Annotated in this window: 22 protein-coding genes and 2 pseudogenes; 17 read left to right on the top strand and 7 right to left on the bottom strand. The window is 35.2% G+C overall.

All coding sequences use genetic code 11. The features are described from left to right. The first annotated feature begins 41 nt into the window (after window positions 1-41). Both HMPREF0847_RS09080 and HMPREF0847_RS09075 read left to right on the top strand, forming a co-directional pair. Window positions 42-1,172 (top strand): ABC transporter ATP-binding protein, encoded by a 1,131-nt coding sequence (locus tag HMPREF0847_RS09080; RefSeq protein ID WP_008808371.1) that lies wholly within the window; start codon window positions 42-44, stop codon window positions 1,170-1,172. Window positions 1,173-1,557: 385 nt separating this feature from the next. After that, on the top strand, window positions 1,558-3,405 hold the full coding sequence (locus HMPREF0847_RS09075) for an APC family permease (RefSeq protein WP_008808372.1): 1,848 nt from the start codon (window positions 1,558-1,560) through the stop codon (window positions 3,403-3,405). A gap of 66 nt (window positions 3,406-3,471) precedes the next feature. Here HMPREF0847_RS09075 and HMPREF0847_RS09070 read toward each other — a convergent pair whose 3' ends face one another. Continuing rightward, window positions 3,472-4,434: an aromatic acid exporter family protein gene (locus HMPREF0847_RS09070; protein ID WP_008808373.1), complete on the bottom strand. Its 963-nt coding sequence runs from the start codon at window positions 4,432-4,434 to the stop codon at window positions 3,472-3,474. 147 nt (window positions 4,435-4,581) lie between these two features. On the opposite strand from HMPREF0847_RS09070, the gene rlmB reads away from it, so the two are divergent. The 5 genes from rlmB to rpsI all read left to right on the top strand — a co-directional run bounded on the left by rlmB (window position 4,582) and on the right by rpsI (window position 8,016). After that, the gene (gene rlmB, locus HMPREF0847_RS09065; RefSeq protein WP_008808374.1) at window positions 4,582-5,313 is read left to right on the top strand and encodes a 23S rRNA (guanosine(2251)-2'-O)-methyltransferase RlmB; all 732 of its coding nucleotides are present in this window, start codon (window positions 4,582-4,584) and stop codon (window positions 5,311-5,313) included. Beyond that, window positions 5,313-5,957 carry a hypothetical protein gene (locus HMPREF0847_RS09060; protein WP_008808375.1) on the top strand — a complete coding sequence of 215 codons (645 nt, stop codon included), beginning with the start codon at window positions 5,313-5,315 and terminating at the stop codon, window positions 5,955-5,957. Before rlmB ends, HMPREF0847_RS09060 begins: the two co-directional genes overlap by 1 nt. 141 nt (window positions 5,958-6,098) lie before the next feature. Continuing rightward, entirely contained in the window at window positions 6,099-6,962 is an 864-nt protein-coding gene (locus tag HMPREF0847_RS09055) for a DegV family protein (protein WP_008808376.1), read from the top strand. 195 nt (window positions 6,963-7,157) lie between these two features. Then, window positions 7,158-7,604, top strand: a complete 447-nt coding sequence (gene rplM / locus HMPREF0847_RS09050) for a 50S ribosomal protein L13 (RefSeq protein ID WP_008808377.1) — start codon at window positions 7,158-7,160, stop codon at window positions 7,602-7,604. A gap of 19 nt (window positions 7,605-7,623) precedes the next feature. Then, a complete protein-coding gene (gene rpsI / locus HMPREF0847_RS09045; RefSeq protein ID WP_008808378.1) occupies window positions 7,624-8,016 on the top strand; it encodes a 30S ribosomal protein S9 in 393 nt (130 codons plus the stop codon). A 110-nt stretch (window positions 8,017-8,126) separates the two neighbouring features. Here rpsI and HMPREF0847_RS09040 read toward each other — a convergent pair whose 3' ends face one another. The 5 genes and pseudogenes from HMPREF0847_RS09040 to HMPREF0847_RS11465 form a co-directional block, all read right to left on the bottom strand. After that, the gene (locus tag HMPREF0847_RS09040; protein WP_008808379.1) at window positions 8,127-9,344 is read right to left on the bottom strand and encodes a tyrosine-type recombinase/integrase; all 1,218 of its coding nucleotides are present in this window, start codon (window positions 9,342-9,344) and stop codon (window positions 8,127-8,129) included. Between the two features lie 71 nt (window positions 9,345-9,415). Then, on the bottom strand, window positions 9,416-9,676 hold the full coding sequence (locus HMPREF0847_RS09035; protein ID WP_008808380.1) for a helix-turn-helix domain-containing protein: 261 nt from the start codon (window positions 9,674-9,676) through the stop codon (window positions 9,416-9,418). Window positions 9,677-9,735: 59 nt separating this feature from the next. After that, window positions 9,736-10,764: a replication initiation factor domain-containing protein gene (locus HMPREF0847_RS09030; protein WP_008808381.1), complete on the bottom strand. Its 1,029-nt coding sequence runs from the start codon at window positions 10,762-10,764 to the stop codon at window positions 9,736-9,738. Between the two features lie 2 nt (window positions 10,765-10,766). Further along, complete coding sequence (locus HMPREF0847_RS09025; protein ID WP_008808382.1) at window positions 10,767-11,189, bottom strand: hypothetical protein; 423 nt, start codon at window positions 11,187-11,189, stop codon at window positions 10,767-10,769. 281 nt (window positions 11,190-11,470) lie between these two features. After that, a pseudogene (locus HMPREF0847_RS11465) lies at window positions 11,471-11,915 on the bottom strand (hypothetical protein). Window positions 11,916-12,069: 154 nt separating this feature from the next. Between HMPREF0847_RS11465 and HMPREF0847_RS10955 the strand changes: the two are divergent. The 8 genes from HMPREF0847_RS10955 to HMPREF0847_RS11280 all read left to right on the top strand — a co-directional run bounded on the left by HMPREF0847_RS10955 (window position 12,070) and on the right by HMPREF0847_RS11280 (window position 17,106). Then, window positions 12,070-12,642, top strand: coding sequence for a helix-turn-helix transcriptional regulator (locus HMPREF0847_RS10955; RefSeq protein WP_008808384.1), 573 nt, complete (start codon window positions 12,070-12,072; stop codon window positions 12,640-12,642). A gap of 115 nt (window positions 12,643-12,757) precedes the next feature. Beyond that, window positions 12,758-13,618: a helix-turn-helix domain-containing protein gene (locus tag HMPREF0847_RS09010; RefSeq protein WP_020992801.1), complete on the top strand. Its 861-nt coding sequence runs from the start codon at window positions 12,758-12,760 to the stop codon at window positions 13,616-13,618. Between the two features lie 444 nt (window positions 13,619-14,062). Beyond that, a complete protein-coding gene (locus HMPREF0847_RS09005) occupies window positions 14,063-14,341 on the top strand; it encodes a class IIc cyclic bacteriocin (protein ID WP_008808386.1) in 279 nt (92 codons plus the stop codon). 87 nt (window positions 14,342-14,428) lie between these two features. Next, on the top strand, window positions 14,429-14,896 hold the full coding sequence (locus tag HMPREF0847_RS09000) for a stage II sporulation protein M (protein ID WP_008808387.1): 468 nt from the start codon (window positions 14,429-14,431) through the stop codon (window positions 14,894-14,896). A gap of 11 nt (window positions 14,897-14,907) precedes the next feature. Beyond that, window positions 14,908-15,420 (top strand): hypothetical protein, encoded by a 513-nt coding sequence (locus HMPREF0847_RS08995; RefSeq protein WP_020992800.1) that lies wholly within the window; start codon window positions 14,908-14,910, stop codon window positions 15,418-15,420. A 13-nt stretch (window positions 15,421-15,433) separates the two neighbouring features. Beyond that, window positions 15,434-16,291 carry an ABC transporter ATP-binding protein gene (locus HMPREF0847_RS08990; protein WP_008808388.1) on the top strand — a complete coding sequence of 286 codons (858 nt, stop codon included), beginning with the start codon at window positions 15,434-15,436 and terminating at the stop codon, window positions 16,289-16,291. After that, on the top strand, window positions 16,272-16,925 hold the full coding sequence (locus HMPREF0847_RS08985; RefSeq protein ID WP_000677415.1) for an ABC-2 transporter permease: 654 nt from the start codon (window positions 16,272-16,274) through the stop codon (window positions 16,923-16,925). Before HMPREF0847_RS08990 ends, HMPREF0847_RS08985 begins: the two co-directional genes overlap by 20 nt. Window positions 16,926-16,938: 13 nt before the next feature. Next, entirely contained in the window at window positions 16,939-17,106 is a 168-nt protein-coding gene (locus tag HMPREF0847_RS11280) for a hypothetical protein (RefSeq protein ID WP_020992799.1), read from the top strand. A gap of 601 nt (window positions 17,107-17,707) precedes the next feature. Here HMPREF0847_RS11280 and HMPREF0847_RS11135 read toward each other — a convergent pair. Beyond that, window positions 17,708-17,833, bottom strand: a pseudogene (locus HMPREF0847_RS11135) (tyrosine-type recombinase/integrase); the annotation flags it as partial. Between the two features lie 675 nt (window positions 17,834-18,508). Here HMPREF0847_RS11135 and HMPREF0847_RS08975 point away from each other — a divergent pair. Next, window positions 18,509-19,243 (top strand): response regulator transcription factor, encoded by a 735-nt coding sequence (locus tag HMPREF0847_RS08975; protein ID WP_020992798.1) that lies wholly within the window; start codon window positions 18,509-18,511, stop codon window positions 19,241-19,243. Window positions 19,244-19,255: 12 nt separating this feature from the next. Then, window positions 19,256-20,580 (top strand): sensor histidine kinase (locus HMPREF0847_RS08970; RefSeq protein ID WP_020992797.1); only part of this gene is annotated, 1,325 nt, incomplete at its 3' end.

Raw genomic sequence — 20,580 nt, 5'->3', positions numbered from 1 at the left:
TTTCAAATATAATAAGAGTATAAATTTAAAAGGAGCCTATCATGGTAGAATTAAACCTAAAAAACATTTACAAAAAATATCCAAATAGTGAACACTATTCTGTTGAGGATTTCAACTTGGAAATCCAAGACAAAGAATTTATCGTATTCGTAGGACCTTCAGGATGTGGTAAGTCTACAACTCTTCGTATGATTGCTGGACTTGAAGACATCACAGAAGGTGAATGTTCAATTGATGGCCGAGTGGTTAACGATGTGGCACCAAAAGACCGTGATATTGCCATGGTTTTCCAAAACTATGCCCTATATCCTCATATGACTGTATACGACAACATGGCCTTCGGTTTGAAATTGCGTAAATACAGCAAAGATGATATCGACAAACGTGTTCAAGAAGCTGCTGAAATCCTTGGTTTGAAAGAATTCTTGGACCGTAAGCCAGCTGACCTTTCAGGTGGTCAACGTCAACGTGTTGCCATGGGACGTGCTATTGTCCGTGATGCAAAAGTATTCTTGATGGACGAGCCTTTGTCAAACTTGGATGCAAAACTTCGTGTATCTATGCGTGCTGAAATCGCTAAAATCCACCGTCGTATCGGAGCAACAACTATCTACGTAACACACGACCAAACAGAAGCGATGACTTTGGCTGACCGTATTGTTATCATGTCAGCAACTAAGAACCCATCAGGAACTGGTACAATTGGTCGCGTAGAGCAAGTTGGTACACCACAAGAACTTTACAAACACCCTGTCAATAAATTTGTTGCCGGCTTTATCGGAAGCCCAGCTATGAACTTCATCAATGTGAAGCTTGAAGGCAACGAGATCGTTACAGAAGGTGTGAGATTGAAAGTGCCAGAAGGGATCTTGAAAGTTCTGAAAGAAAAAGGCTACGAAGGTAAAGAATTGATTTTTGGTATCCGTCCAGAAGATATCAATACAGAACCTGCTTTCCTTGAAACTTTCCCTGACTCAGTGGTACACGCAACAATCTCTGTATCAGAGTTGCTTGGTTCAGAGTCGCACTTGTACTGCCAAGTTGGTAAAAACGAATTTATCGCAAAAGTAGATGCGCGTGACTACTTGCAAACAGGTGCAGGAATCGATCTTGGATTTGACTTGAACAAGGCGCACTTCTTCGATAAAGAAACTGAAAAGACAGTTTATTAATGTTTTCTACAATGAAGAAAATTTAGTTATCAAAAACGAGCTTGGACATCTACGCTCGTTTTTTTCTATCATATTAGGTCTTATAATCCATACTTGATAGGCCCAAAAACCTCATAGTTGAAGAGATTATTTTTATAAGTGATAGCAAATGGAGTTTGGAAAATATGAATTTGTCCTTCGAAGTTATTTCATTAGAGATGAGGAGATTCACTTCTCTTCTTTAAGGATAGGATAATTGAATCCTTCTCACAATCTATTAATTGCTACTAGCTCACACTGTTGAATAAAGAAATATTGTTTAAAACTTGAAAAAATCCAGAAAACTGTTGACATGTTTTCTGAAAAAGAGTAAAATAGCCCTTATTTTTTAATTGAGGAGGAACTTATGTTTTCCAAGTTAAAAGGATTTTTTATTGGACGCCCATTAAAATCCGGTAAAGAAGGAGAGGATGGTCATTTATTGACAAAGCTACAGGCCTTGGCTATGCTCTCTAGTGACGCCTTATCTTCCATCGCTTATGGACCAGAGCAGGTTGTTTTGGTCTTAACTTCTGTTTCTGTCGGAGCGATTTGGTGGTCACTTCCTATAGGAATTGTTGTATTAGTTTTACTAGCAAGTTTAACAATTTCTTATCGTCAGGTTATCCATGCTTATCCTCAAGGAGGAGGGGCTTATATGGTAACGACAGAAAATCTTTCTCCAACAGCAGGCTTAATTGCGGGTGGAAGTTTACTGGTAGACTATATGTTGACTGTAGCTGTTTCAGTTGCTTCTGGAGCGGATGCCATTACCTCAGCGATTCCTGTCTTACACCCTTACAATCTACACATCTCGGTCTTGCTAGTCCTCTTATTGATGCTAATGAATTTACGAGGGCTAAAAGAATCAGCGACTTCCTTAATGGTTCCTGTCTATCTTTTTATTTTAAGTACTTTGCTATTGATTGCTTTTGGATTTGTGCAAATCATGACAGGAAACTTGGAATATCACGCAACTGCTCATATTGGCACTTCTATTACTGGAGTAAGTTTGATCTTGTTGCTCCGAGCATTTACCAGTGGTTCAGCTTCCTTGACTGGAGTGGAAGCCATATCTAATTCAGTTCCCTTTTTCAAGAAGCCAAAGGCTCACAATGCTGCAACAACCCTATCAATTATGGCTTTAATCCTAGGGATCATGTTTGCAGGAATCACTTTCTTAAACTATTGGATTGGAATCGTGCCTGTCAAAGGTGTAACTACCTTGGCACAGATGGCTCAGGCAATTTTGGGAAGTTCTCCACTTGGTCGTGTCTTATTCTATGTTTTTCAATTGTCAACAGCTTTGATCTTGGCAGTTGCGGCTAATACAGGATTCTCAGCTTTTCCAGTGCTTTCCTACAATATGGCTAAGAATAAATATATGCCACATATGTATATGGAAAAAGGAGATCGACTCAGCTATTCAAACGGGATTTTTACATTGGCCTTTGGGGCTATTGCTCTTTTGTGGATTTTTAAAGGGAACACAGAGCGTTTGATCCCACTCTATACCATTGGTGTATTTGTGCCCTTCGCCCTCTCTCAAACTGGTATGGTTGTCCATTGGAAGAAAAAGTTTGGAAAAGATTTCTTGAAGCATTCAATTGCGAATATCCTTGGTGCTGTTATTTGTTACGGGATTGTTCTTATTTTACTTTTATTCCGTCTGCGAGATATTTGGCCCTTCTTTCCCATTATCATTGTCTTGACCTGGCTGTTCTTAGCTATTAAACAGCACTATAACAGAGTCGCGAGACAGCTGAGATTAGAAGAACATATCGAGCGTCAGAATTACACAGGCAATACAGTAATTGTACTAGTCGGAAATGTTACCAGAGTTAGTGTTGGAGCGATGAGCTATGCTCGCAGTATTGGCGACGATGTCGTCGCAATGCACGTCTCAACAACTGAAACTGCTAAAAAGGATGCTGAAGTCGCAGAGGAATTTGCTGACTACTTCCCTGATATTCGATTTGAGACTGTTACGACTAGCTACCGCAATATCATTACTCCAACAGTTCAGTATGTGATCAAGGTAGCAAAGCGGGCTAAAAAAGAAGGAAGGACAGTGACAGTCTTGGTTCCTCAGTTTATCCCGAAAAAGAGCTGGCAAAATATCCTTCATAATCAAATGAGTTTAAAATTGAAATATTATCTAAAGTGGTACGAAGATGTTGTAGTCGCAAGCTATTCTTATCACTTAAAAGAGTAACCTACTTTCTTAATGTAAAAAAGGAACCAAATTTTTTGGTTCCTTTTTTATTTTGTGTAGAAAGAGTTAGTTTCTTTCTTCTTGATAATTCCTATAAAAATCAACCTTTAACTCAATAAAGGTCTCCAAGTCCCGCAGGAGCTGAAGGAGCGTAGCGCGGGTTTCAAATTCCTGGCGAGTCTTAGGAAGTGGCCGTTTTCGAAAGACAGCCAGATATTCCTCGATTTCATCCAGCAAATCATGACCTGGATTTTCTTGACTTAACTGTTTGGCTGTTTTTAAAAAGAGTTTAGCCAATATGAAGCTTTCGCTAGCTGCTAGGCGACAGGTATTGATATTACCGGCCATATCCAGCAAGATGCGATTCTGTGCTCTTCGCATTTCAAAATAGTGGATATGGTAGTTGGTTTGATGAAAGAGATGGTTAGAGCGGTCCAAGTAGACCAGATTCAAGGCTTGTTCTAGAGTTGTATCAAGCTCTTTTATTAGGGTCGCTTCGTTTCGTCCGTCTCCAGACTTTAAAAAGTATTCAAAACGAAGGAGAATCTTTTTTAGTTGTTCTTCCACTTGCTCATGATAGCTGTCAATCTCCTCTTGGCGCGAGGGCATGTAGAGATTGGCTAAAAGAGCAAAGCCAGTTCCAATGAGAAATAGAGCGAGCTCATTACCAAGAAGTAGCCAAGAGGTGGATTTTTCTAAGAGCAGATGAGAGACCAGGACAGTGCTGGGGGTAATGCCAATTTCCCATCCAAGTTGAAAAGCTAGCGGAACATAGATTGCGATATAGAGGGCTAATGCACCGAGATTAAAGCCTAGAAAGTGAAAGGCTAAGCTTCCAATAGCCAGAGCCAGCAGGGTCGATAAAAAGCGGTCTCTAGCTAGTCTAGCTGTACTCCGGCGTGTATCGCTAACACTCAAAAGAGCAATAATACCAGCAGAGACTGAATAAGCTAATCCTAAAGTTTTTGCTAGCCAAGCCGCTAGGCAGGTGGCGAGCATCAGTTTGATCGTTCGGTGGAGAAGGGACATATGCGTCAACTTTCTTTTTCTAGAGTCGCTTTATTATATCATGACTAGAGTATAAAGTTGGTTAGGATGATTCCTTCAATTCGGATTTCTTGTTTTGTTCAGTAAAAGCTGTCGCAATTTTGGAGGCATTTATGTTATACTGAAAACATGGAAAAAAACGATATTGTCTACGGTGTGCATGCGGTGACAGAAGCGCTCGCAGCCAACACTGGAAATAAACTCTACATTCAAGACGACCTGCGTGGTAAAAAGGTCGATAAAATCAAAGATTTAGCAGCGGAAAAAAAGGTTTCCATCTCCTGGACGCCTAAGAAGACCTTGCAGGAGATGACTGACGGAGCAGTTCATCAGGGCTTTGTCCTGCGAGTCGCAGAGTTCGCCTATACTGACTTTGAGGTACTCTTGAAAAAAGCAGAGCAGGAAGACAATCCTCTCTTATTGATTTTGGATGGGCTGACTGATCCTCACAATCTGGGCTCTATCTTGCGGACGGCTGACGCGACCAATGTGGCTGGAGTCATCATTCCCAAGCACCGGGCAGTCGGTGTGACACCAGTCGTTGCCAAGACCTCAACGGGTGCTATTGAGCATATTCCTATTGCTCGTGTGACCAATCTCAGCCAGACTCTGGATAAGCTCAAGGAAGCTGGTTTCTGGATTTTCGGTACAGATATGCAGGGGACGCCTTCTCATAAGTGGAATACCACAGGCAAGCTGGCCCTCATCATCGGTAACGAAGGTAAGGGGATTTCAAGCAATATTAAAAAGCAGGTGGACGAGATGATTTCCATTCCCATGAATGGCCATGTCCAGAGCCTCAATGCCAGTGTAGCAGCGGCAATTCTCATGTATGAAGTCTTTAGAAATCGGGTGGACTAATGCAAGTACTTGGGAGTTATGTATTAGAAAAATATCAAACAGAAAAGTTTGAACCGATTATTTATGATATCTATCATAATAAAGGAGAAGATAATTATTGCTTTTGCTTTGAAATCACTGACGAAGCAGATCAGTATCCATTAGAAGATTTATTGACCCAATATTCCTTGAATTGCACGGATTTATACGGTCAAGGAAGTCAGGTAAATGGCTCTTTGAAATACCTAATTGAGGTCGAAACCTTATCCAGTGCTAAGGCGGATCTCATCAGCATTCTCAATTTTTCTACAATTTTAAATAAAGAGATTGTGAATTATGTAAAAGGAAAATATGAGTGCCTTGCTGAAAAGAGGTGTATGAGTTCCTTTTATATGGGAAATCAAAAAGTGGAAGTTCCTGTGCTTGCTTACCGAAATGACAACTCTGGGATGGTTTCTTTCCAAAATAAATATCCAGAAGTACAATTAACAAATTTATTTTTAGAAGATAAAAAATATGATGTTGAGTGTTTAGATGGGGAATGGACTTGTATTGAATTGCTTAATGATAGAGCAAACCTGATTTTAAAAGATCCACAAGATGAATATTTCCAATATATTTTTGATTTGAATGGTTTTCAAGGTGTCAGTCCTGTTTTGGATTAACCTAGCGAAATAACTTTCCTAAAAAGCAAGAATGTTTAATAGCTAGTCCCAATAAGGTGGTCATTCAAAACACCACTAATAACCCGCTTATGCCCATGGAGAAGCGCTTCTGTGGGAACTAAAAAATGATGGAGAAAAAAGATGACCTTTAAAATTTTAACGGATTCTACAACAGACCTGTCTGAAAAATGGGCAGCTGAACATGATGTTACAATCCTAGGCTTGACCATTCAGCTGGATGGAGTGACCTATGAAACAGTAGGGGAAAACAAACTAACCAGTAAAACCTTGCTTGAAAAGATGAAGGCGGGGAGTCAACCAACTACTAGTCAAATTAATGTAGGTCAGTTTGAGGATGTCTTTAGAGAATATGCGAAAGCTGGCACGCCACTTTTATATGTGGCTTTTGCTTCCTTGTTATCTGGAACCTATCAAAGTGCTGTTATGGCTCGGGACATAGTCTTGGAAGACTATCCTCAAGCTGTGATTGAGATTCTTGAGAGTCGGGCGGCTTCTATGGGGGAAGGGCTTCTGGTAATGAAGGCGGTTGAGGCACGATCAGAAGGTAAATCACTAGCTGAGACTTTAGATATTTTACTAGCTTTGCGACTAAAAGTTCAAACCTATTTCTTAGTGGATGATCTGAATCACTTAGTGCGGGGCGGAAGAATTTCAAAAACAGCTGCCATGATAGGTAGTCTGGCTAGCATTAAACCGATTATTGCAGTTCAAGCGGATGGAAGTTTGAAACCAATTGCTAAGGTAAGAGGAAAGAAGAAGGCTCAGGCAGAGTGTGTTCGCATGCTTTTAGAAAATATAGCGGATGATCGTGCAGTGATTGCTCATGCAGATGCTGATCAGGATGCTGAAAATCTGAAGGAACAGCTTTTAGCAGATGGCCGAGTGAAAGAAGTCTTGATTGAGCCACTTGGACCAGTTATTGCAACCCACGTTGGACCAGGAACCTTAGCCTTATTTGGCTTCGCAAAAAACGACCGAGATTAAGAAACAAACTTGAAAACGAAAACAAGCTAAAAAGTGAAATATTTCCGGCAAAGATATTGACTTTTGGCCTAAAAATTTGGTATGATAGTAGGCGGTATTGTTTACCCCATTTGTAAGGCCCCGGAACCTTTCAAATAACTTGCGGACCGGAACATCCGCCCTGTAAACAAAAACGATATTCAAATAGGAGAAATCATGAACAAAACAACATACATGGCTAAGCCAGGTGAAGTTGAACGCAAATGGTACGTAGTTGACGCTACTGATGTACCTCTTGGACGCCTTTCTGCTGTTGTAGCAAGCGTACTTCGTGGAAAAAACAAACCAACATTCACACCACACACTGATACAGGTGACTGCGTAATCGTTATCAACGCTGAAAAAGTTAAATTGACTGGTAAGAAAGCTACTGATAAAGTTTACTACACTCACTCAATGTACCCAGGTGGATTGAAATCTATCACTGCTGGTGAACTTCGCTCTAAGAACGCTGTTCGTTTGATCGAAAAATCAGTTAAAGGTATGCTTCCACATAATACTCTTGGCCGTGCTCAAGGTATGAAATTGAAAGTATTTGTAGGCGCTGAGCACACTCACGCTGCACAACAACCAGAAGTTCTTGATATTTCAGAACTTATCTAAGGAAAGGAACAAATAAGCTATGTCACAAGCACAATATGCAGGTACTGGACGTCGTAAAAACGCTGTTGCACGCGTTCGCCTTGTTCCAGGAACTGGTAAAATCACTGTAAACAAAAAAGATGTTGAAGAGTACATCCCACACGCTGACCTTCGTTTGGTTATCAACCAACCATTTGCAGTTACTTCAACTGCTGGTCAATACGACGTTTTCGTAAACGTTAACGGTGGTGGTTACGGAGGACAAGCAGGAGCTATCCGCCACGGTATCGCTCGTGCCCTTCTTCAAGTAGACCCAGACTTCCGCGATTCTCTTAAACGCGCAGGTCTTCTTACTCGTGATGCTCGTATGGTAGAACGTAAGAAACCAGGTCTTAAGAAAGCTCGTAAAGCAAGTCAGTTCTCAAAACGTTAATATTATACTTTTATATCAACGTTTCAAGCACTTCATGGTTCACACCATGGAGTGTTTTTTGATGTCTTTTAAGTAAAATTCACACCACTTTTCACACCAAATTCACACCATTACTTTTTTAAGTTACGATAAGCAATCTCTCCAACAGCCATTGGAACGACATTTGAAGTATTGACATAGGTCTTAGTTGTAAAAGTGTCGCTATGCGTTAGAGCCTCTGAAATGGCTTCTAGTGATGTGCCAGATTGTTTGGCAAGAGTTGCCCCCGTATGACGTAATTTATGAGGTGTAGCGTGTATTAGTTCCTTATGACGGCGTTCGACTGACTTCATCTTATTATTAAGATAATCAGCATGTAAGGGACTATTAACGTTTCCTTTTGTGTCAATATAAGTAAAGACATACTGTTCATCAGATTGAATAATATTGAATTTTGCTAATTCCAATTTTTGTTGCTTTTTCCAAACACGGAGTAAATCAGCTAGCTCAATGGGAATATGGAAAGTCGTCTTTTTATTACCCTTAGTTGACTTTGGATTTTTATACTTATCCAAGGCTCTCACTAACTGAATTTCTTGTTTCTTTAGGTTAATGTGCTTCCATTGTAAGGCATAGCTTTCAGATTTTCTATCACCTAGGAAAAAGGTTGTATAGAATAACACATAATCTTTGAACAGGAGTTTGTCATTTTCTAAATCTTCTTCAAACGCTGTAAACCATGCTTGTAGTTCTGATTGTGACAGATACAAATCTTCATCATTTTTAGCCTCTTGTAGTTTGATTTTTTTAGTTGCCTTAATACGGCTAATGGTTTTAGAGAGGCGATTAGTTTCGATATATTCTAATTCCTCAGCCCAATCAAAAATAGAGTTAACATAGCTTCTGATGACTTTGAAGTTGGCATATTCTTCTGCTTTTTGGGTCAATAGGTTCAAAACAACTTGTTTATTTTGATTGAGAAAATCAATAGAATAATTTCCAAGCAAGGGTAGGATATGTTTTCTAAAGACAATTTCTGTACCGTCAATAGTAGCTTGTGAAGGTGGTTTTGTGGTAGATGTTGTTTGACCTGCTTTATAGGATTCCCACCAAATATTGTGATAAAAATCGGAAAAGAGGGTTGAACCATTTGTTTCCAATGAGGTTGAATCTCCGCTTAAAATTTTATCAATCCTGTTTTGTAATTCAAGTTCGTATTTTTTAGCTTCACTCCTTAGCTTAAAACGTTTTTCAATCACTTTTTTATCAATTCCCAATGATGATTTGACTTCTTCTGGGACATAGATACGTAAGCGATAAGTTCCATTTTTAGTTTTTGTAATTGACATAGTATTCTCCTTTTTTTGAATTGAGCTAGAAAAATACCGTGGCTTAATTATATCAAACCACGGTTAGAATGCTACTGATTTTGTAACCAGTGATTGAGTTCAATTCTATCAAAGCGGACAGTTTTTCCAACTCGAATAACTGGTAACCCCTTTTTTATCCAAGAATCAAGCGTATTATTGGCAATTCCTAGATACTTACAAGCTTGTTGCTTGTTCAAGAATGGACTTTCAATGTTGTTACTATCCAATTTATTTTTTATTTCATTTTCTATAAGCCAGCTAATTAACAGTTGTAGCTGATGAATTTGTTCGTCTGGTAAAATCACTTGCATAGTCTTTTTTGTCCTTTCATGATATAATATTTGTAGTTATTATTTCTAAGGCGATTTGTTTACGACAAGTCGTCTTTTTGTATGCCCCAAGTGTTGGAACTTTGGTGTTCACGGACATATTGGTCAATCTCCTTTTCATCGCTGTTGGTAAATTTCGATAATCCCAGTTTTAAGAGGTCTTGGAGAAATTGGTCTGCTCCTTCAAGAGTTGTTGCCTCATATTTAGCCACATAGAGTTTGGCTAAGGTCTTTGAGACTTGTTTTTCCGCCCATCGTTCTGACTGTCTAAGCGTTGGCTTGGTACGTTCAGTGCTTAACCGTGTTTTGATTTCCGTCTGGAGGTAATCCAGCCACCATTTGACGGGTTGGCGTCTGCGCTTATTTGTGTCCCTGCCATTTGGTCTGACAAAACGGTAGTGTCCGTTGATTGCCTCAAAGTAAATGGCTGTCAGAGGTCTTTTAAGGTGTATTTGGTGAGCAATGATATTGGCTTTTCCTTGCCAACAACGGAGTTCTGCTCTGACCCAAGCGTTTGTCTCATCAACGATTTTACCTTTACCTTTTTGTTCCATGAGTTTGTTATAGACACACCATTGTTGGCTCCCTCGTGCCCCTATGGTGACGGTCTCACCAACCCGTTCGCCTGTTTCAAGGATTGACCGCTCGTGATAGTCCATATATTGTGCTCTTGTAATACACAAGCCTCGTTTACAGTAGGCGTAGAGGGTTTGAACGGATAAAGCCTTATCGTAGATGTCATTGGCAATATCTATTCGGGTAAAGTTGACCTGATAGCGGTAAAGGCGTGTGACCAGAGCTACCCAGTTGTTAGCGTTACCCACCATAAATTCCTCATATTGGCGACAGCCTCGTCCTTTGAGTTCCAGATAGACCCCCATCTTATCTAAGACTTGGTTAAAGTAAACTTTGATATCTGAACAGGCATAGTGGCTTTGATACTTGTTTATTCCCCAAGCATTAAGGGCAAACTGGTCTTGGGGTATAAGGAGTATCTCTTCTAACACCTCCTCTGGTGGAACATCTTTAATGGTCACAGCGAAGTAGTCAATCCTTACGCTGTTATCCATGCTTAGTCACCAGTCATTTTAAGGTCGTTTGCCACTAGTTTTACTCCAGACCAGTTACTACGAGTCATGTTCCACATGAGACGGACTTGAGGATTGACGAGTTCAACGGTCTTATCAAGTAAACCGTCATTTTCTGCCAATTTCGTGATTTTGTCGAGGTTGTCATTAATTTCAAGCGTAATCGCTTTGAGTTCTTCAATGGCAATGTTCATTTCTTTTAACACTTTGATTTTATCCGCATCTTGAACGCTACAAACTAGTTTGGATGGTTCGTCTGTTCGGACTTGTTCGCCATTTACCTCTTGATACTTATAACTCATACGAGCAGAAAGCACTACCACTTTTTTAGGTAGCATGAATTGACTTTTATCAAGGTTCAATTCGCCAAGTTTAAGTGTTGTGTCAGTTAGTGTTAAGTTTGTCATAGTATTCTCCTTTGTGTTTTTTAAAGTAGTTATCTTTTCTAAACGTACGCAGAATTAGCTTTGAACCATACTCCCCCAAGGGATTTCAGCGCAAACTTCAACTGATTGGCTTTAACCCCAGACGTATCAAGGGTTTAGCCCTACTTTCGTGTACGTTCGTACCCCCTATTAGTATCGGGGTACTAATTTTTGGGGAAGATTGCCCGTCCAAGCACGGGCACGCCATTATGGGCTACCGTGTTTCTACACACTCGCCCATGGCGTTGTGCTTCTAGCCGTGCTCACTTCCCAAATAATTTTTTCCTCTTCGATTTCTCTAAAACTTCAATCTGTTTTCTTAACTGCTCTATACGAATAGCTAATACCTGTTCCTGTTGTGTTAAGTCTGTTACTTTTTGACTTAACCCTTTTAATTGAACAGTTAAACGATTGACTTTTTGGTTAATAGATAAGGGAGAGGCTCTACTCGGTGCATAGGCTTTTAAGATTGCTTTATCAAGCCCAAGGTTTCCTTTGGTATCTGCAATTTGTTGGAGTTTTTCAATATCATCATCTGTAAAGAGATAGATTTTACTGTAAGAACGTTTACCAGTTCGGACTCGACTTTCTTCAAAGGTAGTCCCTGTGAGTTGTTCAATCTTTAAACGCCATTTTTTTTAGTGTAGAGATAGAGTTCAATCCCTTAACAAGTTCAATTATTTGGGCATAACCATAAAACTGTGTCATTTTTGTCTCCTCTCATTTACTTTTATGGTAAAATATTATATAATCAAGAGGTAAATAATTATTTTACCTTGAATTATCTTTATTATACAAAACAAAATTTTACCTGTCGACCCAAAAAAGTAAAAATATATTTTACCCAGAAAGTGAGATACTAATGGCTCCTTTATATAATTATACGACTGTTCTACGAGCTGGAGAATTAGATATTAAGTCAGCTCGCTTAAAAGCAGGAATGACTCAAAAAGAATTGGCTAAGATTATTGGTGTCACAAAACAAACGATTATTAACTACGAAAAAGGCACTACCGACCCAAGCTGGGAACGCCTTGAAGATATAGCTAAAGCTTTAAAAGTTGATGTGGATGCGCTTTTTCCTTACAATGAGTTTGGAGAGATGAAAGGGGATGTGAAATGGGCAGACCATTTGGAGCGCTTAGCTAATGATTGGCATTATGCTCGTATGGCAGAAGAAGAGTTACTGTTAGAAAATCTTTTTGAGTATGCTCAATTTCAACGAGAAGTGGAACAGAAAACTTATACAAAAGAACAACTGAATCAAGAGTTAGGACTTGAAAATAATAACATGTCTGACGAAGATAAAATAGAACTCATTCAACTTAAGTATGAAAAGGATATTCAAAGGAAAACGGAAAATTTAATTTCTTTGTATAAGGAACAATCGGATAAAGAAATTGATGTAATTCGATTTGAGCATACAAATTTATAAAGTAATTAATTTTGTAAAACATGAAATTACTTGAAAGAGTTAAGTGAAGCCTGATATACATGAGAATTTAAGTTTTTAGTTTTATATCAATAGCTAAAAAATAGGAGACATGCAGATGAATACAAAAGAATCAATGGATTTAGGAGAGCTTTTTCGTGAGTTACGTATTGCACGAGGCTTAAAATTGAAAGATGTTGCAAGTGATAAATTGTCTGTCTCACAATTATCTAAATTTGAGAATGGTCAGACGATGCTTTCGTCTGATAAGCTATTAGTAGCTATATCGGGTATTCATATGAACTTTTCAGAGTTTGGATATGCACTGAATAATTATCAAGAGCCTGAATTTTTTAAATTAGGAGAAAAAATAGCAGCGCTTCACTCGAAACAAGATATTGATGGTTTAAAAAAGCTATTGGTAACTTATAAGGGATACGAAAGTTTTGATGTTTATAATCGTTTAAACCTATTAGTTATTAAAGTAGCTATCCATTCCCTCGATAACGGCTCTCTAATAACTGATGAAGATAAAAAATTTTTAACTAATTATTTATATGAGATTGAAGCATGGACAGAATATGAACTGTATATATTTGGTAATACAATGTCCATATTGTCAGATAGAGATTTAATTTTTTTAGGTAAAGCGTTTGAAGAACGTAGTAAATTATATTCCTCACTTACAAGTCATAAAAAAAGTGCTGAAATAGCCTTTTTGAATCTAATTTTAATTTTAATTGAGCGGAAAGAGATTTACTATGTGAGGTATTTCATATCTAAATTAGAAGAAATATTGAATTACCAAGATATGTTTGCTATTACTTGTTTGCATGTTTTAAAACAAGTATCAGACTATCTCAATGGTGATGTAAAGAGCATTGAAAAAATAGATAATGATATAAACATGATTGAAAAGCTAGGTAATCCCATTGCTGCCTCTTTTTTAAGAATAAATCTACAACAATTTTTACATTGATAAAAAAGCTACTAGATTTAAATCTAGCAGCTTTTTAACATTTTAGCTCATAATAGCTTATAAAATTGGTAGTAGGAAAAATGGTAGGACAAGAGCGAGAGAAATAATTCTTTTTAAAATTGTTTTTAACATAAGGTAGAACCTCCTTTTACTATTATTATAAATCGAAATAAGTAATAAGGTGTATTTTTTCAAATATGAAAATAATAGTAAATTAAAGTTCTTATTTGAAATTATCTAGGTTATATATAAAAGAGTGCTAGAATAACAGTGTAATCGGTTACACCAATTATCCTTTATCGAAATTAATACTAGTAAAATATTTTTCTAAAGGATAATAATACTAAAAGAAAAGAGATGGTTATTATGGGGGTCCAAAACAAAAAGGTGAATTTGTGAATGTACTAATACTGCTTTATATTGCACTGGGAAAGGTGGTTTATTATGAGAAACAATGTATCACTAAACTTCAATCTTAATAAAATTGAAAAAACTTTTCTATTTAGTTTGCTCGTTTCTGTAGGTATGCTTATTGCGGTAGGAAATATCTACTGGATTTGTGGAAAATTTGGTATTCGGTTGGCTCCAGGATGGTACCAAGATATTGTAGACTTTGTATCTGCTGGCGGTTCAATTGTTGATGCCTTTGCAATTATTGCTGGGATTACACTTCCAGCATGGATTGCACCAGTTTTAGCTGGTTTTGGTGTCGTAAGTGCTTAAATACTGTTGGAGGATTGAGGGAGATAAATTCTTCCTCAATTTTTCAAAATTCAAGTAAGTAATAATTAGATTACTAAGGGAGAAAGGATGAGAGGGAAAAAATATTTAATTTTGACCTATTTATTAACCGCTCTTATAGTATTTTATTTTTCCACTTCTTCTGAAAAGCAAGTAATTTCAAACTATAATGTAGCTTTTGGCTTTGAAGATTTTATCCAAATACTTTTAAAAAATTCAATTGCTAGTATTTGGTTATTATTAGCATATATCTTTGGTGAATCAATTATCTATATTTTCTTTATAATTAATGGAGTAATCTTGGGACTTTTGTTGTCTTCCTTTTCGTCAATAACATATTTATTGCTAGTTTTACCACATGGATTGATTGAAATAGGCTCTTATGTATATTTATCAGATACTATAATGAATATGAGGAATCAGAACCAAGATAAGAAAAAAGTGACTAAACGTTTTATAGTCTCTTTCCTATTGTTAGCTTTAGCGGCAGGGGTTGAAACCTTTATAACCCCTTTCATGATTAATTTCATTAGTTAAGGAGAAATAAAATGGATAAAAAGCATAAATTACCCATTGTATTTACAATTTCATTATTTATCTTTATCCTTAGAAGTATTTTTATTTCTGAAAAAACCTTTCAAATAAAATACAATATACACTTTAACTTATTCAATACACTATTATTTATAGTGGTTTCACTAGTAATTACAGCTGGTGTATTAATTTTAAATACCAATATAACCTATTTTATAATTAAGAAGATAATAATAAGATTTTCTGACATAAACATAGATAACTATGATTTTAAAAATACATTGTATTTTATTTATCTATTATCTTATTCAATAACAGGTGCTATCTCTGTGATAACAAGTCTATTTATCACAATAACAAATTTATTTACTTTACTAATGAGTTTAGGTAATTATGTTTTAGTAGCTTTATTATTATTTATTGAATTAAAAAAGGCCAATGTATCTAAAAAAGTTAATACTCTATTGACGTTGGTAATTCTAATTGGAAATAGCTTAACGGTTGTGTATATGCTATTGCAATCTTAGCGAGGTGTAAAAAATGAATACAAAACCAGTATTAGAAGTGCTAAACTTAAGCAAGCGGTATACAGATTTTCAACTACAAATCAATAATTTAAAAATCCAAGAAGGAAGTATTGTTGGATTGATTGGTGAAAATGGTTCAGGAAAATCAACTTTTCTGAATTTGTTGTTAAATCAAATAAAAAGTGACTCATGTAATATGAAAATTTTAGGTTTGGATTCTGATAAAGATGAATATCAAATAAAACTTAACCTAGGAGTGATTTTAGAACAAAATTATTTTCCAAATTCGTTTTCAATTCAACAAATTGAAAAAATGCTAAAAATGATTTATCCAAGTTGGGATAAAGAACTTTATTACAGCTTAATTGATAAATTTGCCTTACCTATTAACAAAGCTATTGGAGATTTTTCAAGGGGAATGGTTGTAAAACTAAACTTTGCTGCCACATTATCCCATCATCCTAAACTTTTGATTGCTGACGAAGCAACAAGCGGGCTTGACCCTATTGTAAGAAAAGAGATTTTAACTATACTAAAAAAATATGTAGATAATAATAGAATGACTGTACTATTGTCTTCGCATATTTTAAGTGATTTGGAACAAGTCGCTGATTATTTTATTTTTATTGAAAATGGGAAAATTCTACTAAAGGGCGAGAGGAGTGAGTTACTTAACCATTACGCTATTAAAACCGAAATAGCACATTTGCCATTGAAAAACATCAAATATAAGTCGTCTCAAGATAACATTATTCAATATTTAGTTGACGTATCACAAAATGAAGTTGATAGTGAAGACTATGCTACATTAGAAGAAATATTATTATTTCTAGCAAAGGGAGTGAGGATAGATGAAGGGACTACTCTATAAAGATTTTCAACTTATTTTGAATAAAGTAAGTGTGACGAATAGATTGTTAATTGTCTGTGCGTTATTGTTAATAACAATTTTTGGTAGAGAGTCTGGAGCAATTTTTTTATCAATAATGGGACCAATTGGCTTGGCATCTATACCAACCAGTCTATTAGTTTCTGACTATGAAAGTGGTTGGAACAGGTTTGTTGGTGTTTTCCCAATTTCCAAAAAAACGATAGTTCTAGCTAGGTACATTTTTTGTATCTCTCTAATAATATTTGTTAGTTTTATAACTCTGATTTTGAGTCTTATAACCGCTCTAATTTTTCAACAATTCAGTATACAAATACATATATTCATATCAATAGCTGGCTTATTGATTGGCATTATGTATGTAGTATTCTTACTTCCGTCGGTTTATGCCTTTGGTACATTTGGAAGCACAGTCGTAAATATACTGGTTTTGGTATTCATTATGGGAGCAGTTTACATTTTGCAGAAAACAGCTTTTGGTCTAGTATTTATTTCTTGGATTAGCAATACTAATGCTATTCTACTAATAATTGCAAGCTGTATCTTAATTATGACAATAACGGTTGTTTCTATGATAATATCAACCAAAATATACTCTAGTACATTTAATAGATAGGAGTTTAATTGTTATGAGTAAAAAAATATATCATCAAGTAGCTGTTGCTTTAGCAATAATTTCAATTATATTGGCAGTTGGATTGCTAATTTGGGGAGAAAGAGGTACAATCTTTTTTGCAATTATCCCTCTTTTAATTGCAGGATTGGTAGAACGAATGGGAAAGCAAGGGGAGGAATAGGAATAGATTTCCATCATAGTTAGTTTTTAGAATAATAGAAAAGACGCTTGTTTTATACTCAAGTGTCTTTCTCATTTGTTTTCTATACGAAAAAATAAAGGGAGTATTCTACAAAAAAACATAATAAAAATTAGATTATTCAATGGTGTGAATTTTAGATATTAGTTAGCTCAATTTGTGTATTTTTAGGGTAAAATTCACACCATTCAACTGAAAGTTATTCAAATTAGATGAAATTGTTCTTTCTGAAAACGTGGGAAAACATTGATTTTAAGCATATCTTGAAACTTATTCAAATAAAAGTGTTTCTAACCAGGTCTTAAGAAAGCTCGTAAAGCTTCACAATTTAGTAAACGTTAATTTGAAAGAATTACTATACTTACAAAGAGCACCTTTCTTGGTGTTCTTTTTTATATTTCTATACTAAATTGGTGCAATTGACACAGTTGTTGCGACTTTAGTTGCTTACAAATGTGGCTGCAAACTGACAGAGTCAGTTGCCTCAAAACGTTAATCAATACGATTATATCAACGTTTCGAAACACTTCATGGTTCACACCATGGAGTGTTTTTTTGATGATTTTTAGCAAAATTCACACCATTACTTCTTAAGATTACGAAAGGCAATTTCTCCAACAGCCATTGGGATTACGTTTGAAGTGTTGACATAAGTCTTAGTTGTAATCGTATCACTATGAGTGAGTGCTTCAGAAATTTCCTCAAGCGAAACTACAGTTCAGGGTATCTTCGTCAGACTGGTTCGATACTATAATTTACGTAGTTCCTAATTACCTTGAAATTCTAACTAAATGGTTAAACCATTATGTATAATAAAAGACTCCATTTATCAGATGAAATCTTAATTAATGGAGTCAAATTTTTTGTTATTTTGATGTTACTTATAAGCTTTTAGTTGTGAATTTTAACCACTCAGTTAGGTATTCGTTAATTTCTTTCATTAATACATCTAGATCTTCTGTTAAATCAATTGCACCATATAATTCTAAATGGCCAGAAAAGAGTTTTTCGTACTTTATTTTCTTGGTAAGAAGAATGATTGATTTATAATCAGTAGTGTTAGTGTTCTTTATCCTGCCTATTTTAGTATTCACTGTATTTTGGGAGAGAATTATGATAAAATATAAGCCATTATTTGTATCCTTAAATACTTTAATAGCTTTTTTGTTAGGCAATATTTGATATTTTAATGAATATTTTTTACATAATTTGTTGATTTTAATTATCAATTTGATTATTTTTAGACAGAAAATATTTTTTGCCTCTCATTCTATTGTTTTATAATTATGATAAAATAAATTAAAAATAAAATATCGTATTATCATAATTGGTCAGTATATTGTCATAATGTAAATGCCTTTTTATATAGATGGAGGGAATAGAGATGCTTAACATTTATGTTTTGGAAGACGAATTACTACAGCAGTCTCGCATAGAGACTATTATTTATAAGGTTATAAAAGATGAAAATTTAAAAATTAATAAGTTTGAGATTTTTGGAAAGCCATCTCAATTATTAGCAGAGATAAGTGAGAGAGGGGCTCATCAGTTATTTTTTTTAGATATTGAGATCAAGGATGAAGAAAAAAAAGGATTAGAGCTTGCTTATCAAATTAGAAAACTCGATCCCAATGTAACTATTGTCTTTGTGACTACCCATTCTGAGTTTATGCCATTAACATTCAGATATAAAGTTAGTGCTTTAGATTTTATTGATAAGGCACTTGGTGATCTTCATTTTTATGAAAGAGTAAAATCAGCGATTGAATATACATTGGAAAAAAATGGAAGTACTGTTGCTCATGATTCTTTTAAATTTGAAACATCACTATCTCGTGTCCAAGTTCCATTTAATAAAATTCTTTATTTTGAAACATCGCCTACTGTGCATAAGGTTATTATGCATACGATAGATGAAAGATTAGAATTTTATGCTGGAATTTCTGAGATTGAAAAAACGGATAATAGGTTATACAGATGTCACAAGTCATTTGTCGTAAATCCTGAAAACATTAGTAAGATTGATAAGGAAAATAAGCTAATTCTATTTGAAAATGGAGAAAGTTGCTTAGTTTCTAAGACTAAATTAAAGAAACTCAAGGAAAGGTTAGATTTTTAAAAGGTTTTAACTTTGTATATCAATAATTTTTTGCTTGAAGAAATAACATTTGTTGTTCATACTATCGTAGTTTTAATGCTATATCAACAAATTACAGGGGACAAGGTACGTTTTTATCTTTATTTTCTATTACCAATCATTTTTAGAGTATTATTTTATATTGTTCCACCAATAGGATATTTTTCTTCATTATTATTTTGGTTAATTTACTCATTATATAAAAATAAATTTAGTAATCGAACATTAGCTGTATTTTTTGGTCTATATCCAGTAGTTGTCGAAAGTTTATTTAGTAGGGTTATTGCATTTGATTTATTACCGATGTTTGGTGTATCAATAAATATTACAAATAAATTTCCGGTATTATCACTATTGATTGAACTGTTAATATTCCCAACATTTTATTATTTGACCAAAACTATCCAGATCGACTTTAAAAATTTGCAAATTGGGTTTTCTAAAAATCAATTAAAATATTATTTGTTAACATTTGATATTTCAATGGCATTTTATTTTATATTGCTTCAAATTTTTTCTATTTTTACAGACGTGATTCCAAATGCACTTAAATTAAGAGAGAATTTAGTAGGGATATACGTTATTTACTTTCTGATTATGCTAATTTTTTTGCATTCTAAGATCACTGATGAGATTGATAGAGAGTTGAAAGAGCAGAAAGATAACCAAGTTCAGAACTTAGAAAAATATAGTAGTCATATTGAGTCCTTATATGAGGAGATACGATTATTTAGGCATGACTATATAAACATTATTACAAGTATAAAATCAGGTATTGAGTTAAACGATATAGCATCTATTCAGAATGTATATGATACAGTTTTATCAAAAACCGTAAAAGATTTTTCGGATAGAAAATACGATATTGCTAATCTTTCCAAAATTGAAAACACTGCCCTAAAAAGTGTCTTATCAGCAAAATTACTTGAGGCTTATAATAAGGGGGTTGAAATTGCTATAGAGGTGGATGGTAGGCAAGATTTATATTCATTTGAATTGCTAGATTTTATTACAATTATTTCAATTCTTTTAGATAATGCCATAGAAGCAACATTATTATCAAAAGATCCGGAAATTAACATTGCTATTTTTTCTCATAATGATAGATTTTATTTTATAGTTGAAAATAAGACAAGGGAGGAAAGTGTAAATAGGAATAATATTTTTAAAAATGGTTTTTCAACAAAAGGTGAAGAACGAGGGATAGGGTTATATAAAGTGACACAAATTTTAGATAAGTATCCTAGTGCATCTATTAGAACTCAAAGTTTTTCATATGTGTTTAGACAGACAATAGAAATACAAAAAAAAACTACAGA

The organism is Streptococcus sp. 2_1_36FAA, from assembly GCF_000161955.2.
Lineage (GTDB): Bacteria > Bacillota > Bacilli > Lactobacillales > Streptococcaceae > Streptococcus > Streptococcus gordonii.
Note: the sequence above shows the minus strand (reverse complement) of the source record. Positions and strands in the feature narration are given on the sequence as shown.